Below are 14,322 nucleotides of genomic sequence, written 5' to 3'. Positions count from 1 at the left end.
ATGCCGTCGTCGCGGTGCAGCTCGCCGAGGACCTCGATGCCGGTCGGGGCGATCGCGGCGCGCACCTCGGTCGCGTGCCGGGCGGTGCCGACCTTGTTGAGCACGACGCCGACGATGTCGACGTCCCGCTCGTAGGTCGCCATGCCGTGCACGACCGCGCCGATCGAGCGCGACGCGTGGGACACGTCGACGACCAGCACGACCGGGGTGCGGGTCACCGCGGCCACGTGCGCGGTGGACGAGAATCCCCGACCACCGATCTGGCCGTCGTACAAGCCCATCACGCCCTCGACCACGGCGACGTCGGCGCCGCGGGCGCCGTGCAGGAGCAGGGGGACCAGCCGCTCCTCGCCGACCATGAAGGGGTCGAGGTTGCGACCGGGGCGACCGGTGGCGAGCGCGTGGTAGCCGGGGTCGATGTAGTCCGGGCCGACCTTGTGGCCGCTGACGACGTGACCGGCGCGGCGCAGCGCGGCCATGAGCCCGGTGGCGACGGTGGTCTTGCCGTGGCCGGAGGCGGGAGCGGCGACGACCAGCCGGGGGAGGGCTACCACTCGATCCCCCGCTGGCCCTTCTGGCCGCGGTCCATCTGGTGCTTGACCTTGGTCATCTCGGTGACCAGGTCGGCGACCTCGACGAGCCGGGCGTCGGCGCGCCGGCCGGTGACGACGACGTACTGCCGCCCCGGGCGCTGCGACAGCGTCTCCACCACGTCGTCGACGTCGACCCAGCCCCACGCCATGGGATAGGTGAACTCGTCCAGCACGTAGAGGTCGTGGCGCTCCTCGGCGATCCGGCGCTTGACCTCCGCCCAGCCCTCGGCGGCCTCGGTGGCGTGGTCGGCCTCGGAGCCGTCCTTGCGCGACCATGACCAGCCGGCGCCCATCTTGTGCCACTCGACGGGTCCGCCCTCGCCGGTCTGGCGGTGCAGCTCACCGAGGCGCTCGAGCACGGTCTGCTCGCCGATGCGCCACTTGGCGGACTTGACGAACTGGAAGACCCCGACGTCCCACCCCTGGTTCCACGCCCGGATCGCGAGGCCGAAGGCAGCCGTCGACTTCCCCTTGCCGTCACCGGTGTGGACCATCAGCAGCGGCTGCTGACGCCGCTCGCGCGTGGTGAGCCCGTCGTCGGGCACGGCGGTCGGCTGACCCTGCGGCATCAGGCCACCCGCTCACGGACGGCGCCGGTGAGGTCGGCGGCGCTGACCTCGGCGATCGGCACGTGCTCGGCCCGCAGGTGGTGGGCGAGCTCGCCGGCCAGCCCCATCCGGAAGGAGCCGCTCTCGCAGTCGACCACCAGGCTCGCGATCCCCTGGCTCGCCAGGTGGGCGGCCGCCTGGCGGGACCGGGCGACCGCGTCGGGACCCTGGGTCGCTCGCCCGTCGGTGACCACGACCAGGAGCGGGCGACGGCGCGGGTCGCGGACCCGCTCCAGCCGCAGCACCCGGTCGGCCTCGAGGAGGCCCTCGGCGAGCGGGGTGCGCCCGCCCGAGGGCAGCTGCTCCAGCCGGGTCGCCGCGATGTCGACGGAGTGCGTCGGCGGCAGCGCGACCTGCGCACCGTCGGCGCGGAAGGTCACGAGCCCGACCTTGTCGCGGCGGCGGTAGGCGTCGAGCAGCAGCGAGAGGATCGCGGTCTTGACCTGCTCCATGCGGCGGCGGGCCGCCATCGACCCGGACGCGTCGACGCAGAAGAGCACCAGGTTGGCCTCCTTGCCCTCACGGCTGGCGACCCGGAGGTCGTCCTGCTCCAGCCGCAGCCGGCCCTCGGTGCGGCCACGGGCGTGCTGGTGCGGCGCGGCGCTCAGGATCGTCGAGGTCAGGTCGATGCCGCCCCCTGGTCCTGCGCCCGGGCCGGTCGGCCTCGTCGCGCCGATGCGACGACCCGACGCGGTGATCGCCCTGCTCCGCCTGCCGGCCTCGCCGGCCCCCGTGCCGGCGACGGTGAAGAGCCTCGCGCGGTAGGGCGTGCCGGTCGCCGCGGTCTCGTCCGTCCCGCCCGTGCCGCTCGGGGCCCCGGTCGGCTGGGGCTGGCTCGGCTCGCCGTCGCTTCGCTCGGCTGCCTCGCTCTCGCTCTGCTCGGCCTCGCCTTCCTCGCCGTCGCTCCGCTCCGGCTCGGTCGGCTCGGGGGTGGGTGGCTCGGGCGGCTCCGGCTCGTCGTCGCCGAGGAGCTGGTCGAGGAGGTCCTCGTCGAGGCCGGGGGCGTCGAAGGGGTTGCGGCGGCGGCGGTGCGGGAGCGAGAGCAGGGCGGCGGCGCGGATGTCGGCGCGGGTCACCGAGGTGCGGCCGTGCCAGGCCGCGTGGGCGACGGCGGCGCGGGCGGTGACGATGTCGGCGCGCATCCCGTCCACGTCGAAGGCCGAGCAGATCTCGGCGATCTTCAGCAGCGCGGCGTCGGTCAGCTCGACGTCGGCGACCAAGCGCTGCGCCGTGGCGATGCGCTCGGTGAGGGCGCGCTCCGCGTCGGCGTACGACGCCGCGAAGGCGACCGGGTCCGCGTCGAAGGCCATCCGGCGGCGGACGACCTCCATGCGCACCACGGGGTCGCGCGGGGCGGCGACCTCGACGGTGAGGCCGAAGCGGTCGAGGAGCTGCGGTCGCAGCTCGCCCTCCTCGGGGTTCATCGTGCCGACGAGGACGAAGCGCGCGTCGTGCTCGACCGAGACCCCGTCCCGCTCGACGGTCGAGCGACCCATCGCGGCGGCGTCGAGCAGCAGGTCGACGAGGTGGTCGTGGAGCAGGTTGACCTCGTCGACGTAGAGGACACCGCGGTGGGCGCGGGCCAGCAGGCCGGGCTCGTAGTCCGCCTTGCCCTCGCTCAGCGCCCGCTCCAGGTGCAGCGAGCCCAGGACCCGGTCCTCGGTCGCGCCGACCGGCAGCTCCACCAGGCGCACGGGCCGGGTCTCGGTGGGTGCGTCGGCGGCGAAGGGACCGTCGGGGGAGCGCGGGTGCGGCTCGGCCGGGTCGGTGGAGAACCGGTCGCCGGCGACGACGTCGATCGGCGGCAGCACGGCGGCGAGCGCGCGCACGATCGTCGACTTGGCCGTGCCCTTCTCGCCGCGCACGAGGACGCCGCCCACACCGGGCGAGATGGTGGTGAGGACCAGGGCGAGGGCCATCGGGTCCAGGGCCGTCGGGTCGTCAGGGGCGCCTGAGGAGACGACGGCAGAAAAGGGGTAGTGCTGTGGCATGGGAGGCTCCCGCTCGTCCGCCAACGGATATGTGGCGCGAGGCCGGTCTTCGGACTTCCCCGAGGGGTCACCGCAGCGGGCCTGTGCCGGAATCTCACCGGCTTCCCAGATTCTCCCGTCGGACCACCGTGGGGGCTGGTCGTCGGGGCACCTCGTGCCTGTCGTCGATCAGGCTAGCGACCACGGCGGGGGACCTGCGCGAGGGTCCACGCGCTAGCGTCCTGCTCCGTGCCCGATCCCCGCGAGCAGTCCGCCAGCCCGATCGTCGTGGCCGCCGTCTGCTTCCGTGACGATGCCGGTCGGGTGCTGGCCGTGCGCAAGCAGGGCACCGATCGCTTCATGCTGCCCGGAGGCAAGCTCGAGGCCGGGGAGTCCGCCGCGGCCGCCGCGATCCGCGAGGTGCGCGAGGAGATCGGGCTCGAGGTCGGCGAGGTGCAGCCGCTGGGTCACTGGGTCGCCGTCGCCGCCAACGAGCCGGGGATGCGCGTCGAGTCGAGCGTCTTCACCGCCGACCTGCCGGGGGAGCCCCACGCCGCCGCCGAGATCGCCGAGCTGCTCTGGCTCGACCCGGGCGCGGTGGCGCGCGGCGAGGTCGACGTGCCGCTCGCACCCCTGCTGCGCGACCACGTCCTGCCGGCTCTCGGGCACGGTCCGACCCGACGCATCACGGTCGTCGGCATCGGTGCCGACGGCTGGTCAGGAGTGGCGGATCCCCAGCAGGGACTGGTGAAAGCTGCTGACGTGCTGCTCGGTGGCAGCCGCCACCTCGACCTCGTCCCGCACGTCGAGGGGCAGGTCCGACGCGCCTGGCCGTCGCCGCTGAGGGAGGGCCTGCTGCCGCTCCTGGAGGAGTACGCCGACCGCTCGGTCGTCGCGCTCGCCTCCGGCGACCCGCTGGTGTCCGGGATCGGCACCACCCTGCTCGACCTGCTCGGTCGTGACGCGGTCGAGCTGCACCCGGTGCTGTCGTCGGTCGCGCTGGCCGGCGCGCGGATGGGCTGGCCCTCGGAGTCGGCGACGGTGGTGAGCCTGGTGGGGCGCGATCCTCAAGCCCTGGTGGGTTTCCTCGCCCCCGGAAGTCGACTGCTGGTGCTCTCGTCCGACGCGACGACCCCGTCCGTCGTGGCCGCGCTGCTGGTCGGCGCGGGCTACGGCGCGACCCGGATGACCGCACTCGGCGACCTCGGGTCGAGCGCCGAGTCGCGCGTGGAGGGCCTCGCCCGGTCCTGGTCGGCCGCGGTGTCGCCGCTCCACGTCCTCGCGCTCGACCTCGACGGTCCGGTCGTGCGGTCCTGGGCCGCCGGGCTGCCCGACGACGCCTTCGAGCACGACGGCCAGCTGACCAAGCGCGACCTGCGCGCCAGCGCCCTCGCGCGGCTGATGCCCCAACCCGGCCAGCTCCTGTGGGACGTCGGCGCCGGCGCCGGCTCGGTGGGGATCGAGTGGGCGCTGGCCCACCCGACCTGTCGCACGGTCGCGGTCGAGCAGCACCCCGAGCGGGCGGAGCGCGTGGCCCGCAACGCCGCGCGCCTCGGCGTACCAGGGGTGCGGGTGGTGACCGGTGCAGCGCCGGAGTCCCTGGCAGGGCTTGCGAAGCCGGATGCCGTCTTCGTCGGGGGAGGCGCCACGCGCGCCGGCGTCATCGAGGCCTGTCGCGCTGCGCTGGCACCCGGAGGCCGGCTGGTCGTCCACGGCGTGACGATCGAGACCGAGGCACTCCTGGCACGGCTGCACGCCGAGCTCGGCGGCGAGCTGACCCGGATCTCGGTGGAGCACGCCGAGCCGATCGGCACCTTCACCGGCTGGACGCCCGCGCGCGCCGTGACCCAGTGGGCGTGGACCGCATGACCGTGCACTTCGTCGGGGCCGGCCCCGGTGCCGCCGACCTGATCACCGTGCGCGCGGCGCGGATGCTCGCCGCGGCCGACGTGGTGCTCTATCCCGGCACCTACCTCGACGCCGAGGTGCTCGGCCACTGCCGCCCCGACGCGCGGCTCGTCGACACCCAGGACCTGGACCTCGACCAGATGACGGCCGTGATGGTGGCGGCGCACGCGACAGGCGCCGACGTCGTGCGGCTCGCGTCGGGCGACCCGTCGCTCTACTCCGCGCTCTTCGAGCAGACCCGTCGCCTCGACGCGGCGCGGGTGCCGTGGGACGTGACGCCGGGGGTGCCGGCCTACGCCGCCGCGGCGGCGCTGGTGGGGCGCGAGCTCACCGTGCCGCTGATGACCCAGTCGGTGGTGCTGACCCGTGCCCAGGCCCGCTCGACCGCGATGCCGTCCGGGGAGACGCTGGAGGCCTTCGCCGCCACGGGCGCGACGCTGGTGCTGCACCTCGCGACCGCCCGGGCGCGGGAGGTGACGGCGTCGCTGGTCGACGACTACGGCGCCGACTGCCCGGTCGTGGTGGTCTATCGCGCGAGCCAGCCCGACGAGCGGGTCCTGCGCGGCACGCTGGCCGACATCGCCGACCAGGTCGAGGCCGCCGGGCTGCGGCAGGCCGCGGTGATCCTGGTCGGGCGGGTGCTCGACCCCGCTGGGGGCGGGGAGTCCTACCTCTACGACCCGGCGAGGCACCGCTCTAGGCTGGCCTGATGGCCCTCCTCCACCGCGCGACCATCACGCCCACCAAGCTCGAGCTGCTCCAGGCCTGGGTGCCGCAGCAGGACTGGTGCCCGCCGCTGGCGGGTCCGTTGACGATGATCGGCGGCTACCGCTTCGACGACCCCGAGGACGAGGTCGGCATCGAGACGCTGCTCGCGACCGACGGCACCGGGCTGGTCGTGCAGGTCCCGCTGACCTACCGCGGTGCGCCGGTCGAGGAGCTCGAGGGCGCGCTCGTCACCACCATGCAGCACTCGGCGCTCGGCGAGCGCTGGATCTACGACGGCACCCAGGACCCGGTCCTGCTCGAGGCCTTCGCCGCCGCGATCGAGGAGGGCCAGGCCGGTGCCATCGAGATCATCGAGGTCGACGGCATGATCCAGACCCGCGAGCCCAGCGTCGTCGTCCTCGGCTCCGGCGACCCGGTCGACGAGCCGCTGCGCTTCCACCACGTGCTCGAGGCCGAGCAGCCCGCCGACGGCGCCTGCCTCACCGGCACCTGGGACGGTCAGGAAGAGCCGGTCGTCCTCGTCTCCACCTGATCCTCGGCTGGTTCTCCGACATAGCGCGGCGTCCACACCCGCCCGCTGCGGCTCACCCGCGTGCTGGTCGCACCGACGAGCAGCAGGCACTTCATGTCGATCGAGTCGGTGTCGAGGTCGCCCAGCGTGGTGACGGTCAGCGACTCCTCGGCGCGGCCGACGTCACGACCCACCACCACGACGGTGTCGGGGGAGCGGTGCTCCAGCAGCAGCTTGCGGGCGTGCGCCACCTGGTCGACGCGCGATCGTGAGGCGGGGTTGTAGATCGCGAGGACCAGGTCGGCCTCCGCGACCGCGCGCAGCCGCTGCTCGATCACCGGCCACGGCTTGAGCCGGTCGCTGAGGCTCATCACCGCGAAGTCCGCCCCGATCGGGGCGCCGGCCCTCGCGGCCACGGCCTGCACCGCGCTCAGCCCGGGCAGCACCCGCACCCGCACGTCGTCGTACGCCGGGTCCTCGGCGGCCTCGAACACCGCCGACGCCATGCCGAAGACGCCGGCGTCGCCGCCGCTCACGACCGCGACCCGCTCGCCGGCCTGGGCGAGGTCGAGCGCGAGGCGGGCCCGGTCGACCTCGACGGTGTTGCCGCTGGCGTGGCGCTGCAGGCCGGGCCGCTGGGGCACGCGGTGGACGTAGGGCGCGTAGCCGACGACGTGGTCGACCCCCGCCAGCGCGGCGGTCACCTCGGGTGTCAGCCAGTCGTCCGGGCCCGGCCCGAGGCCGACGACGAGCAGCTCGGCGGGCTCGGTGGCCGTGGCGGCCGCGGCGGGGAGCTCCTGCGGCTGGGTCGCCGACCGGGCGCGTCGGCCGTTGAGCGAGTCGCCGGTGACCACGATCAGCGAGAAGTAGGGCACCGAGTCGGGGTCGACGTCGACCACCGGCAGCCAGCGCTCGGCGGGCATCGAGGCGCGCTCGACGTACATCGCGTGCTCGAGGCGACCGGCCTGCGCGAGCGCGGAGCGGACGGCGCGGAAGGTGCGGCCGAGCTTCATGATGATCGCGCCGTCGGTGTCGGCCAGACGGCGCGCGAGCTCGGGCTCGGGCAGCGTGCCGGGCAGGACGGTGAGCACGTCGGTCTGGCGCACGAGGGGCGCGGCCACCGTGGCGGTCGCGGCGACGAACGCCGGGACGCCGGGGACGATCTCGGTGGGGAAGCGGTCGGCGAGGCGGTCGTGGAGATACATGAACGAGCCGTAGAACAGCGGGTCGCCCTCGGCGAGCACGACCACGGTGCGGCCCGCCTCGAGGTGGGCGCCGAGACGCTGCGCGCACTCCTCGTAGAAGTCGGCGAGTGCCCCGTTGTAACCGCCGGGATGGTCGGTCGTGCCTGTCGTGACGGGGTAGCGCAGCTCCTCCTCGACCGCCGTCGCGGGGATCAGGTCGGCGGCGATGCGGCGTGCGTTGGACTCCTTGCCGACACCGGCGTGGAAGGCGACGACGTCGGCGGCGGCGATCAGGCGGGCCGCCTTGAGGGTCACGAGCTCGGGGTCGCCGGGGCCGAGACCGACGCCGTAGAGGTGCCCCGGCGTGGTGGCGACGGTGCTCATTCGCGCTCCTGGGCCAGGGCGTTGAGGGCCGAGGCGGTCATCGCGGATCCGCCGCGGCGCCCCCGCACGGTGAGGAACGGGACGTCGATCCCGTGGTCGTCGGCGAGGCTCGCCAGGGCGTCCTTGGACTCGGCGGCGCCGATGAAGCCGACCGGGCAGCCGATGATCGCGGCCGGCCGGGGCGCACCGTCGAGGAGCATCTCGAGGAGGTGGAAGAGCGCGGTCGGGGCGTTGCCGATCGCGACCACGGCGCCGTCGAGGCGATCGCCCCAGAGGCCGAGCGCGGCGGCGGACCTCGTGGTGCCCCAGGTCGTGGCCAGGTGGGGGACCCTCGGATCCCGCAGCAGGCACACGACCTCGTTGTCGCGGGGCAGGCGTGCGCGGGTCACGCCCGAAGCGACCATGTGCGCATCGGTGAGGATCGGCGCTCCGCGCTCGAGCGCCGTGCGGGCGGCGCGGACCAGGTCGCGGTGGACCACGAGGTCGCGGGCCAGGTCGACCTGTCCGGTGCCGTGGACCATCCGTACGGCGACCTTCTCGGCGTCGGGCGGCAGGTGGTCGAAGCTGCCCTCGGCCCGGATCGTCGCGAAGGAGTCGGCGTAGATCGTGGACCCCTGGTCGACATAGGCGTAGTGCCTCGGTGGGCGCTCCTGTGTCGGCGGGGGCTCGGGTGGCAGGTCCGGCACGACCACGCTGCGCCACGGCGTGACGATCACCGGGCCGTCGCCGGGGAGCTCGAGGTCGCGCCCGATGCTCGCGTCGGGGCAGGCCACGTGCAGCGCGCGGCGGCCGTCGTCCTGCAGGTGGTGGCCCGGGGCGGGCGCGGCGGAGGCGTGAGGCAGCCGGGGGTCGGGGTGGTGCGGCGCGACCAGCGGCAGCTCGAGCTCGGCCAGGTGCCACGGTGCGTCGGGTCCGTCACCGCGCACGCCGACGAAGGCGCGGGCCAGGTCGAGCAGGGCGGCCGGTGCCTCGGCGAGGTCGACGACCGGCCCCCAGCACGGACCGACGCGCAGCTGGGCGGTGCGCGCGTCGAGCGCGACCAGCCCGAGGTCGCACTCGCGGTCGAGCACGTCGCCGCGGCCGTCGTCGAGCACGAAGAGGAAGCGTGCCGACAGGCCGGTCAGCAGCGGGTCCGAGCAGAGGCCGGCGTCGAGCGCGGCGGCGACCGGGCGGAGGTCGGCCCGTCCGCCGGTGCCGGTGGTGCGGCCGGTCAGGGGCGAGACGAGGACGTTGCGCACCAGCTCGTGGGTCGCGCTGGGCAGCAGCCCCGTGGCGCTGATCCGCTCGAGGAGCCCGCGGGGCAGGGCGCCGTCCTCGTGCGGGAGGGCTCGCAGCTGGACGTTGGCGCGGGAGGTGAGGTGCACCCGCCCGTCGCCGTACTCCTCGGCGATGCGGAGCAGCTCCTCCAGCGCCGGCCGCGGCAGGTGGCCGCCGACGAGCCGGAGGCGCACCAGCGCGCCGTCGTCGGCGATCCAGGGGCGCAGGGCGCCGGGGCAGCGGTCGGGGCGGGTGCGGCTACGGATGGTGGCCATGGGCGGTCCTCGTGAGGTCCGAGCCTGGATCGCGAGGCCCGCGTCGACCCGGCGGCGGTCACCGCAAGGGCCAGCAGGTCTTCGGACTCGGGATCACGCGGGACGAGACGCCTTCCCGGAGACCGGTCGCCCGGTTGCTCCAGTGGCTCTGCCTCTCGGCAGGTGCCTCGCCCGTCACCCACACCGCTGCGCGTCAGCCCCGGATTCACACCGGGTTCCCTGCCCTGTGTCGCCGCAGGGTTGACTGGCGTCGGCAGGCTACCAAGACCGGAGGGGGACGCCATGGGCGAGGCCACGCTGCTCGTCGGGATGTCCGTGCGCGAGGTCGACGCGCGTGCCGGGCTTGTGTCGCTGGCAGACGAGGTCGGCGCCGGGGTGGCCTTCCTGCAGCTGGGCGACCCGTCGCTCTCCCGCGAGCTCGACCGGCTCGCCGACAGCGGCGTCGCCCGCGTCATGCTGGTCGGCGTCAGCCTCGGCACCCTCGCCCCCGCCGCCTCCTGGCTGCGCCGCGTCGCCGCCCACTGGTGGCGCCAGCGCGCCGGCCACCGGCCCGATGTGGACGTCGCGACGCGCCTGCTGGGCTCGCTGGAGGCCGCCGCGCTGGCCGCGGCGCTCGGGGACGTCCGGGCTCTGACCGGCACCGAGCCCGGGCTCACCTCCTCGGCCTGGGAGGCCGTCACCGCCCACCGCCACCAGGTCCTCGTCTGCCGCGGCCCCCGCTGCACCGCCCTCGGCTCGGATGCCACCGCCGAGGCACTCGTCCTCGCCCTCATGGCCTGCGACCTCGGCGACGACGACGTGCTCGTCACCCACACCGGCTGCCAGCTGCCGTGCAACCAGGCGCCGCTGATGACGGTCCAGCCCGACGACGTCTGGTACGGCGGCGTCGACCCGGCCGCCGCCCGCCGCATCGTCGACGAGCACCTCGTCGGCGGCACGCCGGTCGAGGAGCACCGGCTGCCGCGGTGAAGGCAGGCTCGGCCCTCACCGGAGCTGGATGTCGACCTCCGCTGCGATCGTCTCGACCATCGAGGTGAGGCGCTCGACCCGGGAGGGCATGGTGCGTCGGTAGTGGGCGATGGTGAGCAGGCCCGGGCCGACGAACGCCCAGGTGCGAGCGCGGGTCCAGGTGGCGTCATCGGCCCCGGATGCGGCGCGGAGCACCTCGCGAGCCGGGGCGTCGAAGATGCTCCACGCATAGAGCAGGTCCACGGCCCGGTCGCCGACGCCGACGCCGCCGAAGTCGATCACCCCGGCCAACGTGCCGTCGTGGTGGGCGAGCAGGTTCTCCTCCGACAGGTCGGTGTGCACCCAGCAAGCGGCTCCGGTGGCCGCAGGGACGTCGCGCAGTCGCTGCCACGCCTGGCGGACGCTGGTGGGGTCAAAGAGGTCCGCCAGCTCTGCAGCAGCGTGCTCGGCCCAGGTGTCGATGGTGTCGGTGACCGGCTCGCCGCAGCGATAGCTCCAGTGCTCGGGGCCGGCAGGGACGTCCGCGGTGTCGACTGCGTGGAGGCTCCGGAGGAAGGCGCCGAGGGAGCCTGCAAGCTGAGCCTGCTGGGGACCATCCAGCGCGAGCGGAGGGGTGCCCGGCACCCAGGAGACGACGGCCCACGGCCGGGGGAAGGTCCCACTGGGCTGGCCGACGGTGATGACGTCTGGGACGGCAACGGGCAGCGCAGGTGCAAGGCAGGGCAGCCACCGCACTTCGTTCTCCAGATCCGCGACGTAGTCGTCGGACCGGGGCAGACGGATGGCCAGGGTCTCTCCGAGGCGGAACACCCAGTTGCTGCTGCCCGACGCCCTGCTCGGACGGACGGGCAGGTCGGCCAGACGCGGTGCTTGCTCGCGCAGCAGTCGGGTCACGACCTGGGCGTCCGGGACGCCGCCGGGCGGGGGAGGCATCAGAGGCCTGAGCGCCACGGGGAGAGGTCGAGACCGGGATAGCGTTGCGCCACTCCCGTGAGGGTCTCCGGGGTCCAGTAGTCGTGACCGGGTGGGGGGAAGCCGAAGAGCTCCAGCTGCCGGGGGTCGGCCTGCTCGACGAACCGGTACCAGTGCTGGTGATGGCTGCGGTCGGCCCATGCGTGGCGTTGTGCCCACTCGGCCGCTGCTGGTCGGTAGTTGAGGTGCATGGTGAATCGGGAGCCGCGGGGTCGGCTCATGGCGGAGCCGCGGTGCAGTGTCTGGGGCTGGAACGCGACGACGGTGCCTGCTGGGCCGGTCGCCGCGATCTCGTCCGCGTAGAGGTCGGGACGGCCGGTCGACGCGACGAACCCATCGTCGGTGCCGCTGGTGTCGGCGCGGGGGAAGAAGTTGGGCCTCGCGGGCAGGCCGTCCGTGACGCTGGACCGAGCGACCATCCGTGGCGCACCCAGCTCGACCGTCACATCGGACAGGAAGACGAAGAGCTCGACCTGTCTGAACGCCGGGGCACTGGAGGGCACCAGGATCGTGTGGTTCAGGTAGTCGCGATGGAGGTCCTGGTCGTAGTCGGCGGCGCCTTCGTACTTGGCCCATGCCTCCGCGGAGTACAACCGGATGTCCTGTGTGCCCAGGAGACTCTCGGCAAGCGTGACGAGGGCGTCGCACACCGGGATGCGGTTGAGCGCGAGGCTCGCGAAGGGGAAGCTGTCGATGCCGTTGAACTCGTCTCCCCTGAAGCGGGCGTTGCGTTCGCGATCGACCTCGTCGTGGAAGTCCTTGCCGGGTGGGAACAGCAGGTCGAGCTCGCTGATGGCCGGGTCGAGGACCTCGGTGGGGAGGTATCCGGGCAGGATGGCGAAGCCGTCCTTGACCCAGGATTCCGCTGCAGCGCTCAGGTCCATGCCTGCGAGTCTCACCCGCTCGCGCTGCAGAGTCATCCCATTTCTGACAGGGTCCGGACACGCCTGTGCCCCCGCGCGCGGCGGGGTGTGGGGCGGTGGGGTCAGGTCTCGCCGGGTGGGGCGGCGAGCGGCGCTGTGCCGTGGTGGTCGCGGCGGAAGAACAGGCCATGCGGCGAGCGCCAGGCGTAGGTGGTCTCGTTGATCGCGTCGTAGGTCCTTGTGGCCGGTCTGGGTCGGGGCTGGCTGTCGGCTGGCTGGGTCTCGACGACCGCTCGCTTCGCTCGCTGCTCGACCAGCGGAGGGCTGGCGTCGACTAGCGTCCGGACATGCCGATCGTCGACGTGACCTACGCCCGGGGGATCGAGGACCAGACGCTGCGGACGCTCGCCCAGCTGCTGCCGCACGAGGTGTCGCTGGCGGTGGAGTGCCCCGAGGAGCCCTACGACCTCGACCTGCAGCCGGGGGACGTGGAGGTCCGTTTCCGCGAGCGGAGCTCCCTCGATCCGTCAGGGCTCGACGTGGTGGTCGAGGTGCGCTCGACGTGGGTCGAGAGCCGGGCGGTCGACCGACAGGCGCGGGCCGAGCGGCTCCGGGTCGCCGTCAGCGACGCGCTCGGCACCGCCAGCGTCGGGGTGTTCCTCACGCTGCCCGTGGCGGGGTGGGCGCAGGGCTAGGGTCTCGACGCCTCCTCGCTGGCGCTCGTCGGGCTCGACCAGCGAGGAGAAGTCAGCCGGTGGCGCCGAACTGCTCGACGCGGACGGCGTCGGCGCGCATGCCGGCCTCGCCGAGGACCCGCTGGGCGAAGGAGGAGAAGCCGACCGAGCCGCACACGTAGGCGCGCTCGACGCCCTCGACGAGGTCGACCAGCTCGTCGGGGTAGGGCGGGGCGGCGACGCGGCTGCCGAGGTTCTCCCGGGTGAGGGCGATGAGGTCGGCGCGGCCGACGAGCTCGTCCTCGTAGGGCAGCTCGGGCAGGGTGCGGGCGACGACGACGACGCGCAGCAGGTGCTCGACGCCGAGCCGGCGGGCGTGGCGCATCATCGAGACGATCGGCACGACCCCGGAGCCGCCGGCGACGCAGAGGGCGGGCACGTCACCGGCCCAGGTGAACCAGCCGCCGATCGGGCCACGCAGCTCGAAGTCGTCACCGACGCGTGCCTCGGCGTGCATGAAGCCCGAGACCTCCCCGTCGGGCAGGCACTCGATCATCAGCTCCAGCAGGGGATCGGCCGGGTCGGAGGCGATCGAGTAGGACCGCTGCGCGGTGTAGCCGTCCTCGGCGCGCAGCCGCAGCACGTAGTGCTGACCGGGCAGGTGGTCGATCCGGTCCGCGACCTCGAAGCGCAGCCGCACGAGCCTCTCCGAGTCGCGCGCGACCTCGACCAGCCGGCCGGTGGTCCAGGCGCCCGTCGGAGCAGCCGGGGCAGGAGCGTTCACGGGTCGCCCTGGTAGCGCTGCTCCAGCCACGGGTCGCCGCGGTCGTGGTAGCCGTTGGCCTCCCAGAAGCCCGGCCGGTCGCGGTCCATGAGCTCCAGCCGCGAGACCCACTTGGCCGACTTCCAGAAGTAGAGGTGCGGCACCAGCAGCCGCACCGGCCCGCCGTGCGGCACCGACAGCGGCTTGCCGTCGACCTCCCAGACGATCCACGCCTTGCCGCCGCGCAGGTCTTCGAGCGGCAGGTTGGTGGTGTAGCCGGTCGAGGAGTGCGCCATCACGAACGCCGCCTCGGCCCGCGGCCGCGCGGCGTCGAGCAGCGTGTCCACGCTGACACCGCGGAAGGTCATGTCGAACTTCGACCAGGTCGTGACGCAGTGGATGTCGCCGGCGTACGTCGAGCCCGGCAACGCGTGCGCCTCCCGCCAGGACCACGTCTGCTGCTCCTCCACGAGGCCGTCGACCGTGATCGACCAGTCCTCGGGCGTCAGCCTGGGCGTGGCCTCGGCTGTGAGCGTGGGCCAGTCCTGGCCGGTGTCGTACTGCCCCGGCGGGAGCCGGTCGCCGCGCGCCGCCCGGTCGCCGCGGCGTTTGCCGGTGAAGCCTCGCGTGAACGCCATGACGTGATTCTCGCTGATGCCACC

Annotated in this window: 14 protein-coding genes, 1 pseudogene and 2 riboswitches; of the genes and pseudogenes, 5 read left to right on the top strand and 10 right to left on the bottom strand. The window is 74.0% G+C overall.

The window, feature by feature from the left end; genetic code table 11:
• The 3 genes from AAG827_RS14815 to AAG827_RS14805 all read right to left on the bottom strand — a co-directional run.
• Positions 1-554: AAA family ATPase (locus AAG827_RS14815; RefSeq protein WP_341926861.1), on the bottom strand; the 554-nt coding region annotated here is incomplete at its 3' end.
• The gene (cobO, locus tag AAG827_RS14810) at positions 548-1,162 is read right to left on the bottom strand and encodes a cob(I)yrinic acid a,c-diamide adenosyltransferase (RefSeq protein ID WP_341926860.1); all 615 of its coding nucleotides are present in this window, start codon (positions 1,160-1,162) and stop codon (positions 548-550) included. The genes AAG827_RS14815 and cobO, both read right to left, overlap by 7 nt.
• Positions 1,162-3,192 carry a VWA domain-containing protein gene (locus AAG827_RS14805; protein ID WP_341926859.1) on the bottom strand — a complete coding sequence of 677 codons (2,031 nt, stop codon included), beginning with the start codon at positions 3,190-3,192 and terminating at the stop codon, positions 1,162-1,164. The genes cobO and AAG827_RS14805 overlap by 1 nt, the downstream gene beginning before the upstream one ends.
• A 22-nt stretch (positions 3,193-3,214) precedes the next feature.
• A riboswitch (cobalamin riboswitch) is annotated at positions 3,215-3,362 on the bottom strand.
• Between the two features lie 58 nt (positions 3,363-3,420).
• On the opposite strand from AAG827_RS14805, the gene cbiE reads away from it, so the two are divergent.
• The 3 genes from cbiE to AAG827_RS14790 are packed head-to-tail and all read left to right on the top strand — an operon-like array spanning position 3,421 to position 6,340.
• Positions 3,421-5,040: a precorrin-6y C5,15-methyltransferase (decarboxylating) subunit CbiE gene (gene cbiE / locus AAG827_RS14800; protein WP_341926858.1), complete on the top strand. Its 1,620-nt coding sequence runs from the start codon at positions 3,421-3,423 to the stop codon at positions 5,038-5,040.
• The gene (gene cobM, locus AAG827_RS14795; protein WP_341926864.1) at positions 5,037-5,789 is read left to right on the top strand and encodes a precorrin-4 C(11)-methyltransferase; all 753 of its coding nucleotides are present in this window, start codon (positions 5,037-5,039) and stop codon (positions 5,787-5,789) included. Before cbiE ends, cobM begins: the two co-directional genes overlap by 4 nt.
• Positions 5,789-6,340 carry a hypothetical protein gene (locus tag AAG827_RS14790; protein WP_341926857.1) on the top strand — a complete coding sequence of 184 codons (552 nt, stop codon included), beginning with the start codon at positions 5,789-5,791 and terminating at the stop codon, positions 6,338-6,340. The genes cobM and AAG827_RS14790 overlap by 1 nt, the downstream gene beginning before the upstream one ends.
• Here AAG827_RS14790 and AAG827_RS14785 read toward each other — a convergent pair.
• The 3 genes and pseudogenes from AAG827_RS14785 to AAG827_RS14775 form a co-directional block, all read right to left on the bottom strand.
• A complete protein-coding gene (locus AAG827_RS14785; protein ID WP_341926855.1) occupies positions 6,307-7,887 on the bottom strand; it encodes a precorrin-2 C(20)-methyltransferase in 1,581 nt (526 codons plus the stop codon). The genes AAG827_RS14790 and AAG827_RS14785 overlap by 34 nt on opposite strands.
• Positions 7,884-8,492, bottom strand: a complete 609-nt coding sequence (locus AAG827_RS14780; protein WP_341926862.1) for a precorrin-8X methylmutase — start codon at positions 8,490-8,492, stop codon at positions 7,884-7,886. Before AAG827_RS14780 ends, AAG827_RS14785 begins: the two co-directional genes overlap by 4 nt.
• A gap of 717 nt (positions 8,493-9,209) precedes the next feature.
• Positions 9,210-9,419, bottom strand: a pseudogene (locus tag AAG827_RS14775) (nitrite reductase); the annotation flags it as partial.
• Between the two features lie 54 nt (positions 9,420-9,473).
• Positions 9,474-9,683: riboswitch (cobalamin riboswitch) on the bottom strand.
• Between the two features lie 18 nt (positions 9,684-9,701).
• Here AAG827_RS14775 and AAG827_RS14770 point away from each other — a divergent pair.
• Complete coding sequence (locus tag AAG827_RS14770; RefSeq protein WP_341926854.1) at positions 9,702-10,388, top strand: (2Fe-2S) ferredoxin domain-containing protein; 687 nt, start codon at positions 9,702-9,704, stop codon at positions 10,386-10,388.
• A gap of 15 nt (positions 10,389-10,403) precedes the next feature.
• Here the strand turns inward: AAG827_RS14770 and AAG827_RS14765 are convergent, their stop codons facing one another.
• Both AAG827_RS14765 and AAG827_RS14760 read right to left on the bottom strand, forming a co-directional pair.
• A complete protein-coding gene (locus AAG827_RS14765; RefSeq protein WP_341926853.1) occupies positions 10,404-11,321 on the bottom strand; it encodes an aminoglycoside phosphotransferase family protein in 918 nt (305 codons plus the stop codon).
• The gene (locus tag AAG827_RS14760) at positions 11,321-12,244 is read right to left on the bottom strand and encodes a phytanoyl-CoA dioxygenase family protein (RefSeq protein ID WP_341926852.1); all 924 of its coding nucleotides are present in this window, start codon (positions 12,242-12,244) and stop codon (positions 11,321-11,323) included. The genes AAG827_RS14765 and AAG827_RS14760 overlap by 1 nt, the downstream gene beginning before the upstream one ends.
• A 326-nt stretch (positions 12,245-12,570) precedes the next feature.
• Here AAG827_RS14760 and AAG827_RS14755 point away from each other — a divergent pair, with 326 nt between their 5' ends.
• Positions 12,571-12,918, top strand: a complete 348-nt coding sequence (locus AAG827_RS14755; RefSeq protein WP_341926851.1) for a hypothetical protein — start codon at positions 12,571-12,573, stop codon at positions 12,916-12,918.
• 52 nt (positions 12,919-12,970) lie between these two features.
• Here AAG827_RS14755 and AAG827_RS14750 read toward each other — a convergent pair whose 3' ends face one another.
• The gene (locus tag AAG827_RS14750) at positions 12,971-13,681 is read right to left on the bottom strand and encodes an FAD-binding oxidoreductase (RefSeq protein ID WP_341926850.1); all 711 of its coding nucleotides are present in this window, start codon (positions 13,679-13,681) and stop codon (positions 12,971-12,973) included.
• Positions 13,678-14,298 carry a sulfite oxidase-like oxidoreductase gene (locus tag AAG827_RS14745; protein WP_341926849.1) on the bottom strand — a complete coding sequence of 207 codons (621 nt, stop codon included), beginning with the start codon at positions 14,296-14,298 and terminating at the stop codon, positions 13,678-13,680. The genes AAG827_RS14750 and AAG827_RS14745 overlap by 4 nt, the downstream gene beginning before the upstream one ends.
• Between the last annotated feature and the right edge of the window lie 24 nt (positions 14,299-14,322).

Origin of the sequence: Nocardioides psychrotolerans (assembly GCF_943371775.1) — a bacterium.
Classification (GTDB): Bacteria; Actinomycetota; Actinomycetes; order Propionibacteriales; family Nocardioidaceae; genus Nocardioides; species Nocardioides psychrotolerans_A.
Note: the sequence above shows the minus strand (reverse complement) of the source record. Positions and strands in the feature narration are given on the sequence as shown.